Source organism: Yersinia sp. Marseille-Q3913, assembly GCF_963892745.1.
GTDB classification, from domain to species: domain Bacteria; phylum Pseudomonadota; class Gammaproteobacteria; order Enterobacterales; family Enterobacteriaceae; genus Yersinia; species Yersinia bercovieri.
The window spans coordinates 1-18,091 of the sequence record NZ_CAWQAF010000066.1; the positions used below are offsets into that span (position 1 = coordinate 1).

An 18,091-nucleotide genomic window follows, 5' to 3' on the forward strand; every position below is an offset into this window, starting at 1 on the left:
ATAAAGTGATAACGCTATAATGATTTTAACGTGACACAGAATTCTGAACGCTCTCCTTATAACGCCCGATGGACTACATCGGGCGTTTTGTATTTCAGCGACAGTGTCACTGCCGCTGAAATAAGTTGTCACTCTGAAATGAATAAACGTCAGGTATTCATTGACCATCGCATCCAGAAAGACATTATCACCGGAAGCTTGGGATTAATTACTGCCAAATACGCGGTTTTCTTGCTCTGCTACACGGATAAACGTAGTGCGTTTGGTCAGCTCTTTTAAGTGTGAAGCACCGACGTAAGTACAGGCTGAACGCAGGCCGCCCATGATGTCACGTACTGTGTTATCAACCGAGCCACGCAATGGCAATTTAACGGTTTTGCCTTCGGCTGCACGATACTCAGCAACACCACCTACATGGCGTTTCATAGCAGATTCAGAGCTCATACCGTAGAACAGCATGAACTTCTCGCCATTCTCTTCAACAACGCGGCCTTCACACTCATCATGTCCAGCCAGCATACCACCCAACATAACAAAATCAGCACCGCCGCCGAACGCTTTTGCCACATCACCCGGTACTGAACAACCGCCATCACTGACAATCTGTCCACCCAGACCATGCGCCGCATCAGCACACTCGATAACAGCGGATAGCTGTGGATAGCCAACCCCAGTTTTCACTCGCGTAGTACAAACTGAACCTGGCCCAATGCCAACTTTAACAATATCAGCGCCCGACAGGATCAGCTCTTCTACCATCTCGCCAGTGACCACATTACCCGCACAGATCACTTTATCCGGGCAAGCTTCACGGGCTCTTTGCAGGAAAGCGACAAAATGTTCTGAGTAGCCGTTGGCCACATCGATACAGATGAATTTTAAGGCGGGTGATAACGCCAAAATTTGTTTCATTTTGTCGAAATCAGTAGAAGAGGTGCCCGTGGAGACCATAACATGGCGCAGTACTGATTCAGGAACACGTTTCACAAACTCGCCCCACTGCTCAACAGTGTAGTGCTTATGAACCGCGGTAAGGACATCGAATGAGGCCAAAACTTCAGCCATGCGGAAGGTGCCAACAGTATCCATATTAGCGGCGATGATAGGTACACCGGACCAATTCCAACCTGAGTGTTTGAAGGTAAACTGGCGCTCAAGTTCCACTTCAGAGCGGCTTTTCAGTGTTGAACGTTTAGGGCGGATTAATACATCTTTGAAACCTAACTTCAAACCTTCTTCAATACGCATGGCTTATTATTCCTGGTTAGTGGCGATAGATCGCAAAATTGATCGGGCGTAAATCACGCCATCCCAGTGAAGCTATCATACGCATGAATAATTCTTCGGCAAGACTGCGAATTCACCTTTATTTACGCTACAATCCCACAAATTATCTGAAGAGTCGCAACCACGCGTCCGTTGATATACCGACTTCACGTATTTCTCCACTCAGTTCAAACAGAATGCACTCCTTGCTATGCCTGACCACCTGCTTTCAGATACAATTCGGCCACTCACTAACAGCATGCAAGGTTAGGCAATGACCTATATTGTGGCCCTCACCGGCGGAATTGGCAGCGGCAAAAGCACCGTAGCAAATACATTCGCTAATTTTGGTGTGCCCCTTATTGATGCTGATATCATTGCCCGCCAAGTCGTTGAACCGGGAATGCCAGCATTAGCAGCTATTGCTTCCCACTATGGCAAAACTATTTTGCGAGCTGACGGCACATTAGATCGTGCAGCATTGCGCGAAAAAATTTTCAGTGAGCCGCAGGAAAAAGCATGGTTAAATTCATTATTGCATCCGCTCATTCAGCAAGAAACTCAGCGCCAATTTGCAAAGATAGATACACCATACGTACTTTGGGTTGTCCCACTACTGGTTGAAAATGGTTTACACCACCGAGCCAATCGTGTGTTAGTGGTAGATGTTACACCTGAAATACAGCTCGCTCGAACGATGGCAAGAGATGGTATTACCCGCCAACAGGCAGAACATATTTTAGCATCACAGGCTTCGCGACAGCAGCGGCTGGCCTGTGCTGATGACATTATTGACAATAGCGGCGATCCATTAATTATCGCCCCGCAAGTTGCTTCATTACACCAGCAGTACTTAAAATTAGCAGCAGCGGCCCAACAGGATCTACATCAATGAGTGACCTCACCTCAACAATACTATTTGAACACCCGCTCAATGAAAAGATGCGCACCTGGCTGAGAATGGAGTTTTTACTACAACAACTAGCAAGCCAGTGTTCATTAGATAACATCGCCAGTGCGTTAACATTTTTCCGCACTGCATCAGATTTAATTGATGTTCTTGAGCGCGGTGAAGTGCGTACTGATTTGCTCAAAGAGCTTGAGCGCCAACAACAGAAATTGCAGCAATGGAGTGATATGCCCGGCGTTGATATGTCGTTAATGGATACCCTGCGCAGTCAGCTAAAAAGCCGGGCATCAGTATTAATGTCAGCACCACGTATTGGGCAAGCATTGAAAGAAGACCGCTTAATCAGTGTTGTTCGCCAGCGGCTGAGTATTCCCGGCGGTTGCTGTAGTTTTGATTTACCCACTTTACACACTTGGTTGCACCAGCCGCAGGAACAGCGCAATCAGCACATTGGTAAATTGCTGGCAAGCTTAGTTCCACTCAATCAGTCGCTGACCCTCATTTTAGACTTAATCCGCCAGACTGGCCCATTACGCCCACAAATCAGCTTGAATGGCTTCTTCCAAGATAACGCCGAAGGTGCAGATCTGCTCCGATTACGTCTGCCGCTAGATCCCCAGCTATACCCGCAAATTTCTGGCCATAAAACACGATATGCCATTCGCTTCTTACCACTCGACAGTGAAAATGGTACTGTGCCAGCTCGTTTATCGTTTGAATTAGCCTGCTGCTGATTTAGTTATAATTATACCTAATGGATTTCAAGGGGTAGGAAAGTGACAAGTTCATTCACCTGCGACTTGAAAGATAGAGGGTAGAGAAAGATTTTGAGGAGAGAACATGGAACCCGAAGTCATCGAGGTTAACTGCCCAACTTGTGGGAAAATCGTAGTTTGGGGTGAACAAAGCCCGTACCGCCCTTTCTGCTGCAAGCGTTGCCAGCTTATTGACTTAGGTGAGTGGGCGGACGAAGAAAAACGTATTTCCAGTAGTGGCGAGTTATCTGACAGTGACGAATGGAGCGAGGAAGAACCCCCTAAGCACTGATGCTCATACCAAAAATGGAGCAAACTATGTTGCTCCATTGAGGTTATAACGCGGCGCTATGCAGTGAGTAGTTCGATGATTGCTGCATTCGCGGGTGGAAACTCTTCCGCCAACAATTCAGATTGTCTCACCCAGCGCATCGGTTGCCCTTCGCGACCAAAAGGTTCTCCGTCCCACGCTTCGACCATATAGAAGGTTAATGTCACAATACGATCAGTAAAAGTATGCTCTAGCACTTTGAGTAGCGTCGCCTTCTGCACCACAATTCCGGTCTCTTCCAACAGTTCACGTTTTAAGGCCAGTTCCGGCGTTTCACCCTGTTCAATTTTCCCGCCAGGGAACTCCCAAAAACCCGCCATATGGGAGTCAACAGCACGCCGGGTAATAAAAATCTCTTGCTGGGCGTTGCGAATAATCCCTACCGCAATATGCAAATGTTTCAATTCTTTTTCTCCTCATCAGAGAGCTGACTCATGTGACCCCCCGCTTACTTGTCCTAAGGTAGCTCGACAAAAAAACAAAATAAAAGGACGGTGTTTAGCCGCCCTTATTGTCAGTGTGACCGTGGCCTAAATATTACTGTAGGCTACCGTGACACTGTTTGTACTTTTTGCCTGAGCCACATGGACACGGATCGTTACGACCCACTTTGCGCTCAAGGTTGGCGGCAACATTGATCTCGTCCTGTGACATCAATGCGCTGTTGTCAGACTGATGGCTCAGTTGCTGCTGTTTAGCCAAACGCTCAGCTTCTTCACGACGCTGTACTTCCAGCGCCTCTACCTCTTCAGGCATCCGCACCTGTACTTTGCTCAGCACGCTAATCACTTCATATTTCAGTGATTCCAGCATGGCGGCAAACATAGCGAAGGATTCACGCTTATATTCTTGCTTAGGATCTTTTTGCGCATAACCACGTAAATGGATACCTTGACGCAGGTAGTCCATCGCAGCCAAATGCTCTTTCCACAAGGAATCAAGTGTTTGCAACATCACGCCTTTTTCGAAGTTGCGCATCATTTCAACACCAACAACTTCCTCTTTGCGGTGATAAACTTCGATCGCCTGTTGAAGAATACGCTCACGTAGTGTCTCTTCATGCAGTTGCGGCTCATCTTCCAGCCATTTTGCAATTGGCATATCAAGATCGAAATCATTCTTCAGACGCTGCTCTAGCCCTTCAACATCCCACATCTCTTCCAGTGACTGGGTTGGAATGTAGCCATCAATAACCGTTTTAAAGACATCTTCACGGATACTGTTGATGGTTTCGCTAACGTCGGACACATCTAACAACTCGTTACGCTGGCTGTAGATAGCGCGACGCTGGTCACTGGCAACATCATCATATTCCAGTAATTGTTTACGAATATCGAAGTTACGGCTTTCAACTTTACGCTGTGCATTAGCAATGGCCTTGGTTACCCATGGATGCTCAATGGCTTCGCCCGGTTTCATACCCAGTTTACGCATCATGCCAGACACACGGTCGGAGGCAAAAATACGCATCAACGCATCTTCCATAGACAGATAGAAGCGTGAAGAACCCGCATCACCCTGACGACCCGCACGACCACGCAACTGGTTATCGATACGGCGTGACTCATGGCGCTCAGTACCAATAATGTGCAAACCACCGGAGGCCAGAACCGCATCATGACGAACCTGCCATGCCGCTTTGATGGCTGCGATTTGCTCTTCAGTTGGATCTTCGAGCAAGGCAATCTCACTCTGCCAGCTGCCACCTAACACGATGTCAGTACCACGGCCGGCCATGTTGGTTGCGATAGTGACCGCACCCGGTTGGCCCGCTTGAGAAACGATATCCGCTTCCATTGCGTGGAATTTGGCGTTCAGAACTTTATGTTCAATACCCGCTTTAGTTAACTCAGCGGATACCACTTCAGATTTCTCAATCGAGATAGTCCCGACCAATACAGGCTGACCATTGGCGGTACGCTCACGGATATCTTCAATGATCGCGCCGATTTTTTCCTGCTCGGTCATATAGACCAAATCAGCCAAATCCTTACGAATCATTGGACGGTTAGTAGGGACAACAATGGTATCCAGCTTGTAGATTGAGCTAAATTCAAATGCTTCGGTATCTGCTGTACCGGTCATACCGGCCAATTTTTCGTACAAGCGGAAGTAGTTCTGGAAGGTGATGGAAGCCAGCGTCTGGTTCTCATTCTGAATTTCCACGCCCTCTTTGGCTTCAATAGCCTGATGCAGACCATCTGACCAGCGACGCCCTTGCATGGTACGACCAGTGTGTTCGTCAACGATGATAACTTCGCCGTCTTTCACAATGTAATCAACATCGCGGGTAAACAGCACATGCGCGCGCAGCGCTGCCGTTACGTGGTGCATCAACATGATGTTAGTTGGAGAATATAGTGACTCCCCCTCTTCCATAATGCCCGCTTCTACCAACATTTGCTCAATCAGAATCAAACCACGTTCTGTCAGGTGAACCTGACGTGATTTTTCGTCCACTGAGAAGTGGCCTTCACCCTGGAAGGTATCTGAGTCCTCTTTTTCCTGACGAATCAGTTTTGGAATCAGTTTGTTAACCCGAATATACATCTCGGAGCTATCTTCGGCTGGGCCAGAGATAATCAGCGGAGTACGGGCTTCATCGATCAAGATGGAGTCAACCTCATCTACCAGCGCATAATGCAGCTTACGCTGTACACGCTCTTCAGGGCTGAATGCCATGTTATCGCGCAGATAGTCAAAACCGTATTCGTTGTTCGTACCGTAAGTGATGTCAGCAGCATAAGCCGCACGCTTGGCCGGTGCCGTCATATTCGGCAGGTTGATACCAACACTCAGACCAAGGAACTCGAACAATGGACGGTTATTTTCGGCGTCACGTTGAGCCAAATAGTCGTTGACGGTAACCACGTGAACACCACGACCACTCAACGCATTGAGGTAAGCGGGCAGCGTTGCTGTCAGCGTTTTACCTTCACCAGTACGCATTTCGGCGATGCAACGCTCATTCAGTACCATCCCGCCGAGTAGCTGTACGTCGAAGTGACGCATACCAAACACACGTTTACTGGCCTCGCGCACCACAGCAAACGCCTCAGGAATCAAGGTTTCTAGCACCGCACCTTTTGCCAGGCGCTCACGGAATTCGTCTGTTTTGGCGCGTAATTCAGCGTCAGTCAGTTTTTCAACTTCAGGTTCCATGCGGTTGATTAGCTCAACCACTTTGCGCATACGGCGCAGAGTGCGATCATTACGGCTGCCAAAAACTTTGGTTAATAATTTGATTAGCATAATTCTTAATATCTCTTACAAGACCACCAAACCGGCGGTCAAAGGTTACATAAAATGAGGATAAAAAAGGGAATAATTAGCTGAAATTGGCAGGCCCGGCGCGGATGCCTTGCACTTGTGCAAGCCAAAGCCCAGGTTTGTGTAACGAAAGAACAGGCCGCTTAACCTGCTCGGTATAGCGAATGATAGCGGGTGGCTTAAACTCGTGCGTCAGGAGGGCATTCAGTGTATTCAGCAACGCAAGCTGCTGAATTTGTGATGATTCTATCTGCTCGACCTCTGCAACTTCCTGCACTCGGGCATAAGCCGCTTGAGGTGCCAGCGCAAATGAGAGGTGACGAATAACCGTCCGCAGTGCATGCTGTTGCCAGTAGTCTACGCTGATTGAAGGGCGGCGATGTATATCATGCAGCAATGCTAAACTGCTAAAGTTTGTCGCAGCATGATTCTGACGGCTTTGGCTTGACGATGTATTAGGTATCGCGGTTTGATCTGGCACGCCAGACAGATTTGAAGGCACACCAAGACTCGCCGCGACCATCCCTAATAAGAGATGCGGCCAGAAATAACGTCTACCAAATTGTCGCCAACGATTTAGAATACCGATCACGAGTTTAAAATCCGCCGGAGCCTTGTCAATGCGTGAAAACCGCCCACAATTATTAGATGTTCTGTTCGATGATGCGGTTGCAGCAGAAAACGGACCGCTACATAACGTACAACAACGCGCGACTGCACTGTTAAAACTTAACCGTGCGGTAAAAGGATTACTCCCTTCACAATTACAGCCGTGGTGCCGTGTCGCTAACTATCGACAGAGTGTTTTAGTGCTAGAAACCGCGAATGCCAGTTGGTTAATGCGCTTACGCTATGAGCAACCCGCTTTACTTTCTGCACTACGAGCGCAAATTCTACCATCATTGTCTTCAATCGACATCAGGATTAATCCATCGTTAATGGCTAAGGGTCATAACATGACGCAAGATGCCGTAAAATCGTCGGAAAATCTTGGGAAATCTCCGCCATTACGTCACTTAAGTTTGGAAAGCGCTAAGGAATTAAGAGGATTAGCGAGCCGTAGCCCTGAAAAACTGAGGATAATATTGGAACGATTAGCTGCGTTGGCCGGAGAGAGTGCCAACGCAACCAAAAGTGATGGTGATAAATAGCCTTAGTAAGCTAATACCGTAGACGGTGCTTTGAATGCCAATGGCATTTCGGCTTCGTCTTGGAACGTCACAAATTCCCAAGCTTCTTGCTTAGCTAACACAGCCTGCAATAGCTTGTTATTTAAGGCATGACCCGACTTGTACGCAGTAAATGCGCCAATAATATTATGACCACACATAAACAGGTCGCCAATCGCGTCCAGCATTTTGTGACGAACAAACTCATCTTCGAAGCGCAGGCCATCTTCATTTAATACGCGGTAATCATCAACCACGATGGCACAATCGAAACTACCGCCCAGGCACAAACCACGGGACTGTAGATACTCGATATCACGCATAAAACCAAAAGTACGCGCTCGACTGATTTGGCGGACGAATGAATCGGCCGAGAAATCCAGACGGTAACGTTGAGTACTTGAGTCAATCGCCGGGTGATTAAAATCAATGGTAAAATCTAAACGGAATCCATTGAATGGAGACAATTCAGCCCATTTATCACCGTCTTCAACCCGCACTGTCTCTTTCAGACGCAGGAATTTCTTCGCAGAGTTTAACTCTTCGATACCAGCATCTAGCAGCAAATACACGAATGGACTGGCACTACCGTCCATAATCGGTACTTCGGGAGCGTTAACTTCAATAATAATGTTGTCAATCCCTAACCCTGCCAAAGCAGCGTTGAGATGCTCAACAGTAGAAATACGCACGTCATGCTCATTGACCAGGCAAGTACAGAGCATGGTATCACGCACGGATTTTGCATCTGCCGGGAAATCAACCGGTGGATTCAAGTCAGTGCGACGATAGATGACCCCGGTATTAGCCGGCGCGGGTCGCATTGTCAGCGTGACTTTTTTACCGGTGTGCAAACCGACGCCAGTCGCCTGAACAATACGTTTTAAAGTCCTTTGTTTGATCATCGTTTTATCTCGCAATGTTATCCATCCTACCGACCTAGCTTATAACAAGATCGGCGGGACAGTTTAGCACAAAGAGCGGAGATTCCAATATTTTCGGAAATTAGTCGGCTTGCTTGCGCAAAAATGCCGGAATATCCAAATAATCGGGCTCTTTATTGGTTTGAGCAGTTGGATCATTGACCACTTTAGCCGCAGGTTTAACTTCCTGAGGTAGAGGTGACATGCCATGCTGCTGGTAACGGTGGTCCATCACAGGCTGAGTCTGTTTGTTGGTAACCAGCGTGATTTCAGGACGTTTGTCCATGCCGATACCGGTCGCCACCACAGTGACACGTAATTCATCGTTCATTTCTGGGTCTAACGATGTACCGATAACCACGGTCGCATTGTCGGACGCGAATGCACGAATGGTGTTACCCACAGTTTCGAATTCATCTAAACGCAAATCAAAACCAGCAGTGATGTTGACCAACACGCCACGAGCACCAGATAGGTCGATATCTTCCAGTAACGGGCTGGAAATCGCCATTTCTGCTGCTTCTTCCGCACGATCTTCACCGCAAGCCACACCGGAGCCCATCATGGCATAACCCATTTCGGACATCACTGTGCGCACGTCAGCAAAGTCGACGTTCATCAGACCAGGGCGGGTGATAAGCTCAGCGATCCCCTGAACAGCGCCTTTCAGTACGTCGTTAGCCGCACCGAATGCATCCAGTAAAGAGATGCCACGACCCAGAACTTTCAGCAACTTATCGTTCGGAATAGTGATCAGTGAGTCCACATGTTTGGATAACTCAGCAATACCTTGCTCAGCGAACGCCATGCGTTTTTTGCCTTCAAAATTGAAAGGCTTGGTCACCACGGCAACTGTCAAAATACCCAGTTCTTTTGCCACTTCGGCCACAACAGGGGCAGCACCAGTACCAGTACCACCGCCCATACCTGCCGCGATAAAGACCATGTCCGCGCCTTCAAGGGCAGCACGCAGAGCTTCACGGTCCTCTTCGGCTGAATTGCGGCCCACTTCTGGGTTCGCGCCAGCACCGAGACCTTTGGTAATACCGCTACCAATCTGGATGGTTTGGCCAACAGCCGTCTTACGTAGCGCCTGAGCGTCTGTATTAACGGCGAAGAATTCAACACCTTCGATGCGCTCGCGCACCATGTGTTCGACGGCATTACCACCGCCACCACCGACGCCGATGACTTTAATCACCGCGTCATTGGTTAGTTCCATAGGTTCAAACATAGTTTCTCTCCGTTTTGTGCCTGTCGCTTCGAGATCAAAAAATATGTTCAGCTTGATCTCTTTGTTGAAACATTAAAACTCTTTTCTCAGCCAGCTATTGATACGTTTAAACCAATTGCCCACTGAGGCACGTTTTTCTACTTCTGACTCACCACTGAGATGAGACTCTTTACCATAATGCAATAGTCCAACAGCAGTGGAGTAATAAGGTTCCTGTGCATAATCCGTCAGCCCGGTGATATTGAGCGGTTGACCGATGCGAACTTGGGCATGGAACACCCGTTGTGCGCATTCAGCCAGACCATCAATTTGTGCCGCACCGCCAGTCAGCACAATACCGGCTGCCAGATGGTGCTTCACGCCTTGCTGACGCAGTTGCTCCTGCAATTGTAAAATCTCGTCGTTAACTAAATTCAGCAACTCGGTGTAGCGTGGTTCTATAACCTCAGCGAGCGTCTGTCTTTGCAGACTACGAGGAGGGCGTCCGCCAACACTTGGCACTTCTACACTTTCATCCTTGCTGACTATCGACCCGAGCGCACAGCCGTGTCGAACTTTAATCGCTTCCGCATCTGTTGGCGGTGTACCGAAGGCATAAGCTATGTCGCTGGTGACCACGTTCCCGGCGTAAGGGATCACTTTGGTGTGCCGTAATGCGCCACCGGTATAAACCGCCATATCCATGGTGCCACCGCCGATGTCGACCACACAGACACCCAGCTCACGTTCATCTTCCGTCAATACCGCATAACTTGCTGCCAAACCGGCGAAAATAAGTTGGTCCACTTTGAGGCCACAACGTTCCACCGCTTTGACGATATTTTTTGCCATATCGTTATGGCAGGTAATCAGGTGCACTTTGGCCTGCATCCGCACGCCAGAAAGACCAACAGGATTTTTGATGCCCTCCTGATAATCGATGGCATACTCCTGCGGAATAACGTGCAGGATACGATGCTCATCACGCACACGTACCGACTTCGCGGTATGCACTACGTTCTCTACATCTTCCTGAGTTACTTCTTCTTCTGAAATAGGAACCATCCCTATTTCATTCTGACAACTGATATGTTTGCCCGATAACGCCAAATAGACAGATGAAATTTGGCAATCTGCCATTAACTCAGCCTGATCGATAGCGCGCTGAACGCATTTCACTACCGATTCAAGGTCGTTAACCCCACCCTTATCCATGCCACGGGATGGGCAACTGCCTACCCCAATAATATTGACCATGCCATCGGGCAGAACTTCCCCTACCAATGCGGAGACCTTTGCCGTTCCGATCTCAAGACCTACTACCAGTTTTCTGTCCGTCGACTTGATCATTGTTGTTTTGCCTGTGCCTGATTCTGTTGCGGATTACTGTTCTGCTGGCCATTTATGGGTGGCTCACCACCCTGACTGCCGATGAATACCGGAGCCCAACCTATTGCCGCCCCTGTCTCATAGCGCAAATCTACATAACTGACGCGTTTATCTGGCTGCTGTTGCAACAACGGATATAACTCGATGAAACGCTGTAAACGCCCCATCCGGTCATCCCGACCCAGCTCCAGCCGAACATCATTATCTAAGGCCAACTGCCAAGAATGCCGGGCGCTCATCGCCGCCATTTTTAGCTGATACTTGCTGGCCGCTAACACCTTGCTCATTACCCGATAGCCTTCCAGAACATCCTGTTCACTGCCTTCCGGGCCATACAGTAGTGGCAGTTTCTGATTGCCAATTCGTTCAGAGGGCACACTGAATGACCGCCCCTGCTCATCAACCATATGCAAATCATTCCAGCGGGCAAAGGGCACATACTCCACCAGATGGATTTTCAGCTCATCCGGCCACTGTTTACGCACACTGGCCTGCTGAATCCAAGGTAACCGCTCAATCTGTTGCTGGATGATATTCACATCCTGCGTCATAAAGGTACCCGGTGCGCCCAATGCCAGAATCGCCTGGCGAATATCATCATTGGTGGTGTAATGGCGTTCACCGGTCACCACCAGTTTCGACAGCGGTAGTCGGCTGGCATCTTTCATCCAACCCACCACTACCCAACCGCCCCAGAGTATGGTCCCAAGCACCATCAGCAGGAAAACCATACCCGCCAATTGACCTCCGTTACTGCGCCGGGCTGCGGTGTTTTCCGCCGCACGTTCACGCGCATTCAGGGCAGCTTGCGACATCTCAGTCAGCCAACGTCAGAATTCGGGCCACCAACTGGGAGAAACTCAACCCATATTGGCGGGCTGCCATCGGCACTAAACTGTGGCTGGTCATACCCGGTGAAGTATTCACCTCAAGCAGGTAGAAATTGCCGTCGCTATCTTGCATGACATCAACACGGCCCCAACCGCTGCAACCCAGCGCCTGATAAGCCCGCAATGCCAATGCGGCTAATTGCTGCTCCAACTCAGTGTTCAGGCCGCTTGGGCAGAAGTACTGTGTCTCATCTGACAAATATTTGGCTTCATAGTCATAAAACACGCCGGGCGCTTGAATACGGATCGACGGTAAAACGTCATCACCGAGGATCCCAACGGTAAATTCCGGGCCACTCAACCATTTTTCAATCAGCACATCAGTGTCATGGCGGAACGCCTCAACCAGCGCGCCCTGTAGCTCATTGGCGTGATCCACCTTGCTCATGCCGACACTGGAGCCTTCATGGCTTGGCTTCACGATTAAAGGCAGGCCAAGCTTAGCGACACGTGCCGCCAATTCCTCTGACGAAAGTGTTTCAAACTGTTGACGATCCAGCGCGACATAAGGCGAAATCGGTAAACCCAGAGCTTGCCACACTAATTTAGTGCGCAATTTATCCATGGTTAAGGCGGATGCCATCACGCCGCTGCCGGTATAAGGCAGGCCCATAAACTCCAAAACGCCTTGCAAGGTGCCATCTTCGCCACCACGGCCATGTAAGGCGATAAAGACCTTATCAAAGCCCTGCGCTTTAAGCTGAGTTACCGGGAACTCTTTAGTATCAATACCATGGGCGTCGATACCGGCTTCTCGCAGACCCGCTAAAACGGCCTGACCGGATAGCAATGACACTTCACGTTCGGCAGAGGTCCCCCCCAGCAGTACCGCAACTTTCTCAGCCATGATGTTCCTCGTTTTTTATCTGTGGCTGCAATTTAAGCTCAGCCAATTTACGGGCAATTTTACCAATGTTACCTGCGCCCTGAACCAGAATCAGATCATCGCCATTCAGCACTTGCGCCAACACTTCTGGTACGGTTTCACTGTCTGAAACCAAAATCGGGTCTAATTTGCCACGGTTACGGATGGTTCGGCATAACGAGCGGCTATCAGCGCCAGGGATCGGCGTTTCACCCGCGGCATACACATCCAACATCAGCAAAACATCAACTTGCGATAGCACATTAGCGAAATCGTCATACAGGTCGCGGGTGCGGGTATAACGGTGCGGCTGGAAAACCATCACAATACGTTTATCCGGCCAACCAGCCCGTGCCGCTTTAACTGTGGCATCCACTTCCGTTGGATGATGACCGTAATCATCCACCAGCATCGCGCTGCCCTCTTTGCCGTTGACCGGTGCCAGTGGGAAGTTGCCAAGGAAATCAAAACGGCGACCCGTCCCCTGGAATCCTGCCAGCGCGCGCAGGATGTCATCGTCTTCAATGCCCTCTTCCGTCGCCACCGCAACCGCCGCTGCGGCATTCAGCGCATTGTGACGGCCCGGAGCATTCAGGGTCACCGTCATCAATGGCTTATCCAAGCGCTTGAGTGTGAAGTGCCCCTGTGGGCCTTCCTGACGATAACTGGCGATCTGCACATCGGCATCATCACTGAAGCCATAAGTGGTGATATGGCGGCCAACACGTGGCAACAACTCGCGCACCACAGGATCATCGATACACATCACGGCACGGCCATAGAATGGCAAATTGTGCAAAAAGTTAATAAATGTCTGTTTTAAGTTCTCGAAGTCGCCCTGGTAGGTATCCATGTGGTCGGCTTCAATATTGGTGACAATCGCCACCATCGGTTGCAAATGCAGGAATGATGCATCGCTTTCATCCGCCTCTGCTATCAGATAACGGCTAGAGCCTAAACGCGCGTGCGTACCCGCCGCTTTAACCAGCCCACCATTCACAAATGTCGGATCTAAACCCGCTTCGGCATAAATGCTGGAAACCATGGCTGTCGTGGTGGTTTTACCGTGGGTGCCAGCAACGGCAATCCCATGACGAAAACGCATCAATTCAGCGAGCATTTCTGCGCGGCGGATCACCGGAATACGCGCCTCGCGAGCCGCGACAACCTCGGGGTTATCCGCAGAAATTGCCGTTGAAACCACCACCACACTGGCATCCAGCACATTCTCTGGGCGGTGATGGAAATAGATCTGTGCGCCCAATGAAGCCAAATGCTGAGTTACCGGGTTAGGTGCCAAATCTGAACCGCTAATCTGATAACCTTCGTTTGCCAACACTTCAGCGATACCACCCATACCGGCACCACCTATGCCGATAAAGTGAATGTGCCGGACGCGGCGCATCTCGGGCACGATAGTACGTAGTTTCGCCAGTTGCTGTGTATTCACGTTTCTCTTCACTTTTTTGTCTGTTGCACATCCATGGCCAGCATTCGCTGCCAGCCATTCATTATCTCAATCTATTTCACTTACTGGCAGCGACCACTTCAGCCGCCACGCGCTCTGTCGCGTCAGGAATGGCCACGGTTCTTGCCCGTTCAGCCATCGTCAATAAAGTCGTGCGATCCCACTCAGCCAGTAGGCTGCTAACAGCTTGCGCGGTAAATTGCGGCTGCTCGATAATTTTGGCAGCGCCCGCTTTTTCCAGCGGCAAGGCATTCCAGTACTGCTGCCGATCTTTATGCTGAAATGGCACAAAAATCGCCGGTAACCCTGCGGCAGCCACTTCGCTGACGGTCAGTGCACCTGAGCGGCAAACCACCACATCAGCCCAGGCATAGGCGGCAGCCATATCATCGATAAACTCGACAACTTGATGTTTATCGCCCTGCCCTGCTTGCTGGTAAGCCTGCAGTACGTCGGGCAGCGCGCCTTTACCCACCTGATGCCAAACAGTTACCTGCTCACCCAGTGTCGCGGCAACCTGCGGCATGGTTTGATTCAGTACCCGTGCGCCCTGACTGCCACCAATAACCAATACGCGAATCGGCCCCTCACGGCCCGCCAGGCGCTCGGCTGGCAATGGTAATGCCAACACGTCGGTACGAACCGGATTACCCACCACATCGGCATCGGGAAATGCGCCCGGAAATGCCTGCAAAACCCGCTTCGCAATGCGCGCCAGCCAGCGGTTGGTCAAACCCGCAATACCGTTTTGCTCATGTAATACCACCGGGATACCACACAGCCATGCCGCTAAACCACCGGGGCCGGAAACATACCCCCCCATACCCAGCACCACATCAGGCTGATAATCACGCATGATTTTCTTCGCCTGACGAACCGCACGATAAATTCGCACCGGTGCCGTCAGTTGGGCCATCAGCCCCTTGCCACGCAAACCAGAAATCTGGATAAAATCGATCTCAATGCCATGTTGGGGTACCAATGACGCTTCCATTCGGTCTGCGGTGCCTAACCAACGCACCTGCCAGCCTTGCGCCATCAGATGATGTGCCACGGCCAATCCGGGGAAGACATGCCCCCCAGTGCCACCGGCCATCACCATTAAACGCTTGGTCTTCCCACTCATCGGGCACTCCTTACAAACGCCTGGGCTTTTGCCAAACGTGTTTCAAAATCAATACGTAACAACAGCACTATCGCGGTTGACATAATAATCAGGCTCGAACCACCGTAACTGATCAGTGGCAATGTCAAACCTTTGGTCGGCAACATCCCAGCCGCAGCCCCAACGTTAACCAGTGCCTGAAAACTAAACCAGACGCCGATCGAACAGGCCAAAAAGCCAGAAAATCGCTGATCTATCTCTAATGCGCGACGCCCAATGGACATAGCACGAAAAGCGACGAAGAATACCATTAACAATGCAAGAACCACACCGAAATACCCGAGCTCTTCACCTAAAATCGAGAAAATGAAATCGGTATGCGCTTCCGGTAAATACTCCAGTTTCTGCACTGAATTCCCCAGGCCCTGCCCCCAGAATTCACCGCGCCCAAAAGCCATCAGCGACTGAGTTAACTGGTATCCGCTGCCGAACGGATCAGCCCACGGGTTCCAGAATGAGGTGACACGACGCATACGGTAGGGTTCGGCAACAATCAGCAGACAAACCGCAAAGACACCAGAGCCGATAATCGCCAGAAACTGCCACATTTTGGCCCCAGCCAAAAACAGCATCGCCAGTGTGGTAACAAACAGCACCACCACGGTGCCTAAATCGGGCTGCGCCAGCAATAACACCGCCAGAATGACCATCACACCCATCGGTTTACAGAAGCCCCAAAAGTTGCTGCGGACCTCCTCAACCTTACGTACCAAATAGCTCGCCAAATAACAAAATAGCGACAGCTTGGATAACTCTGCGGGCTGAATACGTAGCGGCCCCAAAGCAATCCAGCGTGATGCCCCGTTGACCGAGCTACCCACAACCAACACCACCAGTAGCATCACAAGCGAAATCAATAACATAACATTACTGTAGCGCTGCCAGACCGCCATCGGGATGCGCAACGTCACCAGTGACAGACCGAACGCCAGCGCCAGATAGAGCGCGTCACGTTTAGCAAACAGGAATGGGTCACTGGCCAGACGCTGACCAATCGGCATTGAGGCCGATGTCACCATCACAAAACCGATAATCGCCAGACCGAATGTCAGCCACAGCAAGGTTCTGTCGTAAAGCACCATGCTGGTGGTGTCGCTCTCCCGCGATCCCATCACAAAATGCTTTACGCTGTTAAACAGCCCCAGCCCCGGCATACGCATCAGCCCAACTCCTCTGCCAGACGAGCAAACTCATCACCACGTTGCTCGAAGCTGCGGAATTGGTCCAGACTGGCGCAAGCAGGTGACAACAACACCATGTCGCCCGGTGCCAGACTCTTCGACAGCAGCACCATTGCCTGCTCCATTGTCTCGGTCAATTGGGAGACTTCAGGGCGCAGTTCAGCCAGTTCTTCACCATCACGGCCAAAGCAGTAAATCTTGATGTGGTTGCCTTGCAAAAAGCGCGTCAATCCAGAGAAATCAGCGGATTTGCCATCGCCGCCCAGCAATAAATGCAAGGTGCCATCCACCTGTAAACCATCTAACGCCGCTTCAGTGCTGCCCACGTTGGTGGCTTTCGAATCATTAATCCAGCGCACGCCATGGTGCTCAAACACCAGTTGAAAGCGGTGTGGCAGACCGGTAAATGTCGTCAATGCTTTCAAGCTGGATGAGCGCGGGATACCCACGGCATCAGCCAGCGCCAACGCCGCCAGCGCATTGGTGTAGTTATGACGCCCGGTGAGTTTCATCTCACGGGTATTCAACACTTTCTCACCCCGCACTCGCAGCCAGATTTCGCCCTGCTGCTTGTTGAGGTGGTAATCACCGACATCAACCCCAAAGCTGATGCAGCGGCTATCAGCACCACGCACCGGCATAGTCAGCGCGTCATCGGCATTCACGACACAAACTTTAGCGTTTTCATACACTCGCAGTTTAGCTGCGCGATATTGCTGCAAACCGAACGGATAACGATCAGTGTGATCTTCCGTGACGTTCAGTATGGTGGCCGCACTAGCCCGCAAGCTCGAAGTGGTTTCCAACTGGAAGCTGGATAGCTCTAACACCACTAATTGGTTCTCTTGTTTCAACAGCGTGAGGGCCGGAACGCCGATGTTGCCACCGACGCCAACCTGCCAACCCGCTGCTTTCGCCATCTCGCCTACCAAGGTGGTCACGGTGCTTTTGCCGTTAGAGCCAGTAATCGCTACCACCGGAGCTTGATTCTCACGGCAGAACAGTTCGATATCACCGACAATTTCAACGCCCGCATCAGCGGCATCACTTAACGCCGGATGCGCCAGTGCAATACCGGGGCTGGCGACAATTAAATCAGCATCTAACAGCCACTGCGCATTCAGGTCACCGACATGGCGCTCGATACTTTCGGGTAATTTATCCAGCCCAGCAGGGTTGATTCGGGTATCCATCACACGCGGCGTCACACCGCGCGCCATAAAGAAATCAACGCAGGAGAGGCCGGTTAGCCCCAGCCCGATAATGACGACTTTTTTACCCTGATAATCAACCATA

General features: G+C 50.4%; 17 protein-coding genes. 4 read left to right on the top strand and 13 right to left on the bottom strand.

Annotation, left to right across the window (positions count from 1 at the left end; genetic code table 11):
* Positions 1 to 204: 204 nt before the first annotated feature.
* Positions 205 to 1,248: a GMP reductase gene (locus AACW11_RS17270; protein WP_212584920.1), complete on the bottom strand. Its 1,044-nt coding sequence runs from the start codon at positions 1,246 to 1,248 to the stop codon at positions 205 to 207.
* 292 nt (positions 1,249 to 1,540) lie between these two features.
* On the opposite strand from AACW11_RS17270, the gene coaE reads away from it, so the two are divergent.
* From coaE to yacG, 3 genes are all read left to right on the top strand, one after another.
* A complete protein-coding gene (gene coaE, locus AACW11_RS17275; protein WP_212584921.1) occupies positions 1,541 to 2,161 on the top strand; it encodes a dephospho-CoA kinase in 621 nt (206 codons plus the stop codon).
* Positions 2,158 to 2,910 carry a cell division protein ZapD gene (gene zapD, locus AACW11_RS17280; protein WP_212584922.1) on the top strand — a complete coding sequence of 251 codons (753 nt, stop codon included), beginning with the start codon at positions 2,158 to 2,160 and terminating at the stop codon, positions 2,908 to 2,910. Before coaE ends, zapD begins: the two co-directional genes overlap by 4 nt.
* Before the next feature lie 106 nt (positions 2,911 to 3,016).
* The gene (gene yacG, locus AACW11_RS17285) at positions 3,017 to 3,223 is read left to right on the top strand and encodes a DNA gyrase inhibitor YacG (protein ID WP_032814702.1); all 207 of its coding nucleotides are present in this window, start codon (positions 3,017 to 3,019) and stop codon (positions 3,221 to 3,223) included.
* Between the two features lie 56 nt (positions 3,224 to 3,279).
* Here yacG and mutT read toward each other — a convergent pair whose 3' ends face one another.
* The 3 genes from mutT to secM form a co-directional block, all read right to left on the bottom strand.
* Positions 3,280 to 3,666, bottom strand: coding sequence for an 8-oxo-dGTP diphosphatase MutT (gene mutT, locus AACW11_RS17290; RefSeq protein ID WP_212584923.1), 387 nt, complete (start codon positions 3,664 to 3,666; stop codon positions 3,280 to 3,282).
* Positions 3,667 to 3,799: 133 nt separating this feature from the next.
* The gene (gene secA, locus AACW11_RS17295) at positions 3,800 to 6,514 is read right to left on the bottom strand and encodes a preprotein translocase subunit SecA (RefSeq protein ID WP_212584924.1); all 2,715 of its coding nucleotides are present in this window, start codon (positions 6,512 to 6,514) and stop codon (positions 3,800 to 3,802) included.
* A 76-nt stretch (positions 6,515 to 6,590) separates the two neighbouring features.
* Positions 6,591 to 7,124 (bottom strand): secA translation cis-regulator SecM, encoded by a 534-nt coding sequence (gene secM / locus AACW11_RS17300; RefSeq protein WP_212584925.1) that lies wholly within the window; start codon positions 7,122 to 7,124, stop codon positions 6,591 to 6,593.
* Between the two features lie 28 nt (positions 7,125 to 7,152).
* Here secM and AACW11_RS17305 point away from each other — a divergent pair, with 28 nt between their 5' ends.
* A complete protein-coding gene (locus AACW11_RS17305; RefSeq protein WP_212584926.1) occupies positions 7,153 to 7,683 on the top strand; it encodes a DUF721 domain-containing protein in 531 nt (176 codons plus the stop codon).
* A gap of 2 nt (positions 7,684 to 7,685) precedes the next feature.
* Here AACW11_RS17305 and lpxC read toward each other — a convergent pair whose 3' ends face one another.
* The 9 genes from lpxC to murD form a co-directional block, all read right to left on the bottom strand.
* Positions 7,686 to 8,606 (bottom strand): UDP-3-O-acyl-N-acetylglucosamine deacetylase, encoded by a 921-nt coding sequence (gene lpxC / locus AACW11_RS17310; RefSeq protein WP_004389005.1) that lies wholly within the window; start codon positions 8,604 to 8,606, stop codon positions 7,686 to 7,688.
* A 100-nt stretch (positions 8,607 to 8,706) separates the two neighbouring features.
* Complete coding sequence (gene ftsZ / locus AACW11_RS17315; protein ID WP_004389003.1) at positions 8,707 to 9,858, bottom strand: cell division protein FtsZ; 1,152 nt, start codon at positions 9,856 to 9,858, stop codon at positions 8,707 to 8,709.
* A 72-nt stretch (positions 9,859 to 9,930) separates the two neighbouring features.
* A complete protein-coding gene (ftsA, locus tag AACW11_RS17320) occupies positions 9,931 to 11,187 on the bottom strand; it encodes a cell division protein FtsA (RefSeq protein WP_002210431.1) in 1,257 nt (418 codons plus the stop codon).
* The gene (ftsQ, locus tag AACW11_RS17325; protein WP_212584927.1) at positions 11,184 to 12,041 is read right to left on the bottom strand and encodes a cell division protein FtsQ; all 858 of its coding nucleotides are present in this window, start codon (positions 12,039 to 12,041) and stop codon (positions 11,184 to 11,186) included. The genes ftsA and ftsQ overlap by 4 nt, the downstream gene beginning before the upstream one ends.
* A 1-nt stretch (position 12,042) precedes the next feature.
* The gene (locus AACW11_RS17330) at positions 12,043 to 12,963 is read right to left on the bottom strand and encodes a D-alanine--D-alanine ligase (protein ID WP_212584928.1); all 921 of its coding nucleotides are present in this window, start codon (positions 12,961 to 12,963) and stop codon (positions 12,043 to 12,045) included.
* The gene (gene murC, locus AACW11_RS17335) at positions 12,956 to 14,431 is read right to left on the bottom strand and encodes a UDP-N-acetylmuramate--L-alanine ligase (RefSeq protein ID WP_212584929.1); all 1,476 of its coding nucleotides are present in this window, start codon (positions 14,429 to 14,431) and stop codon (positions 12,956 to 12,958) included. Before murC ends, AACW11_RS17330 begins: the two co-directional genes overlap by 8 nt.
* 76 nt (positions 14,432 to 14,507) lie before the next feature.
* The gene (gene murG, locus AACW11_RS17340) at positions 14,508 to 15,575 is read right to left on the bottom strand and encodes an undecaprenyldiphospho-muramoylpentapeptide beta-N-acetylglucosaminyltransferase (RefSeq protein ID WP_212584930.1); all 1,068 of its coding nucleotides are present in this window, start codon (positions 15,573 to 15,575) and stop codon (positions 14,508 to 14,510) included.
* Positions 15,572 to 16,774: a cell division protein FtsW gene (gene ftsW / locus AACW11_RS17345; RefSeq protein WP_212584931.1), complete on the bottom strand. Its 1,203-nt coding sequence runs from the start codon at positions 16,772 to 16,774 to the stop codon at positions 15,572 to 15,574. Before ftsW ends, murG begins: the two co-directional genes overlap by 4 nt.
* Positions 16,774 to 18,090: a UDP-N-acetylmuramoyl-L-alanine--D-glutamate ligase gene (gene murD / locus AACW11_RS17350; protein ID WP_212584932.1), complete on the bottom strand. Its 1,317-nt coding sequence runs from the start codon at positions 18,088 to 18,090 to the stop codon at positions 16,774 to 16,776. Before murD ends, ftsW begins: the two co-directional genes overlap by 1 nt.
* Position 18,091 lies beyond the last annotated feature (1 nt).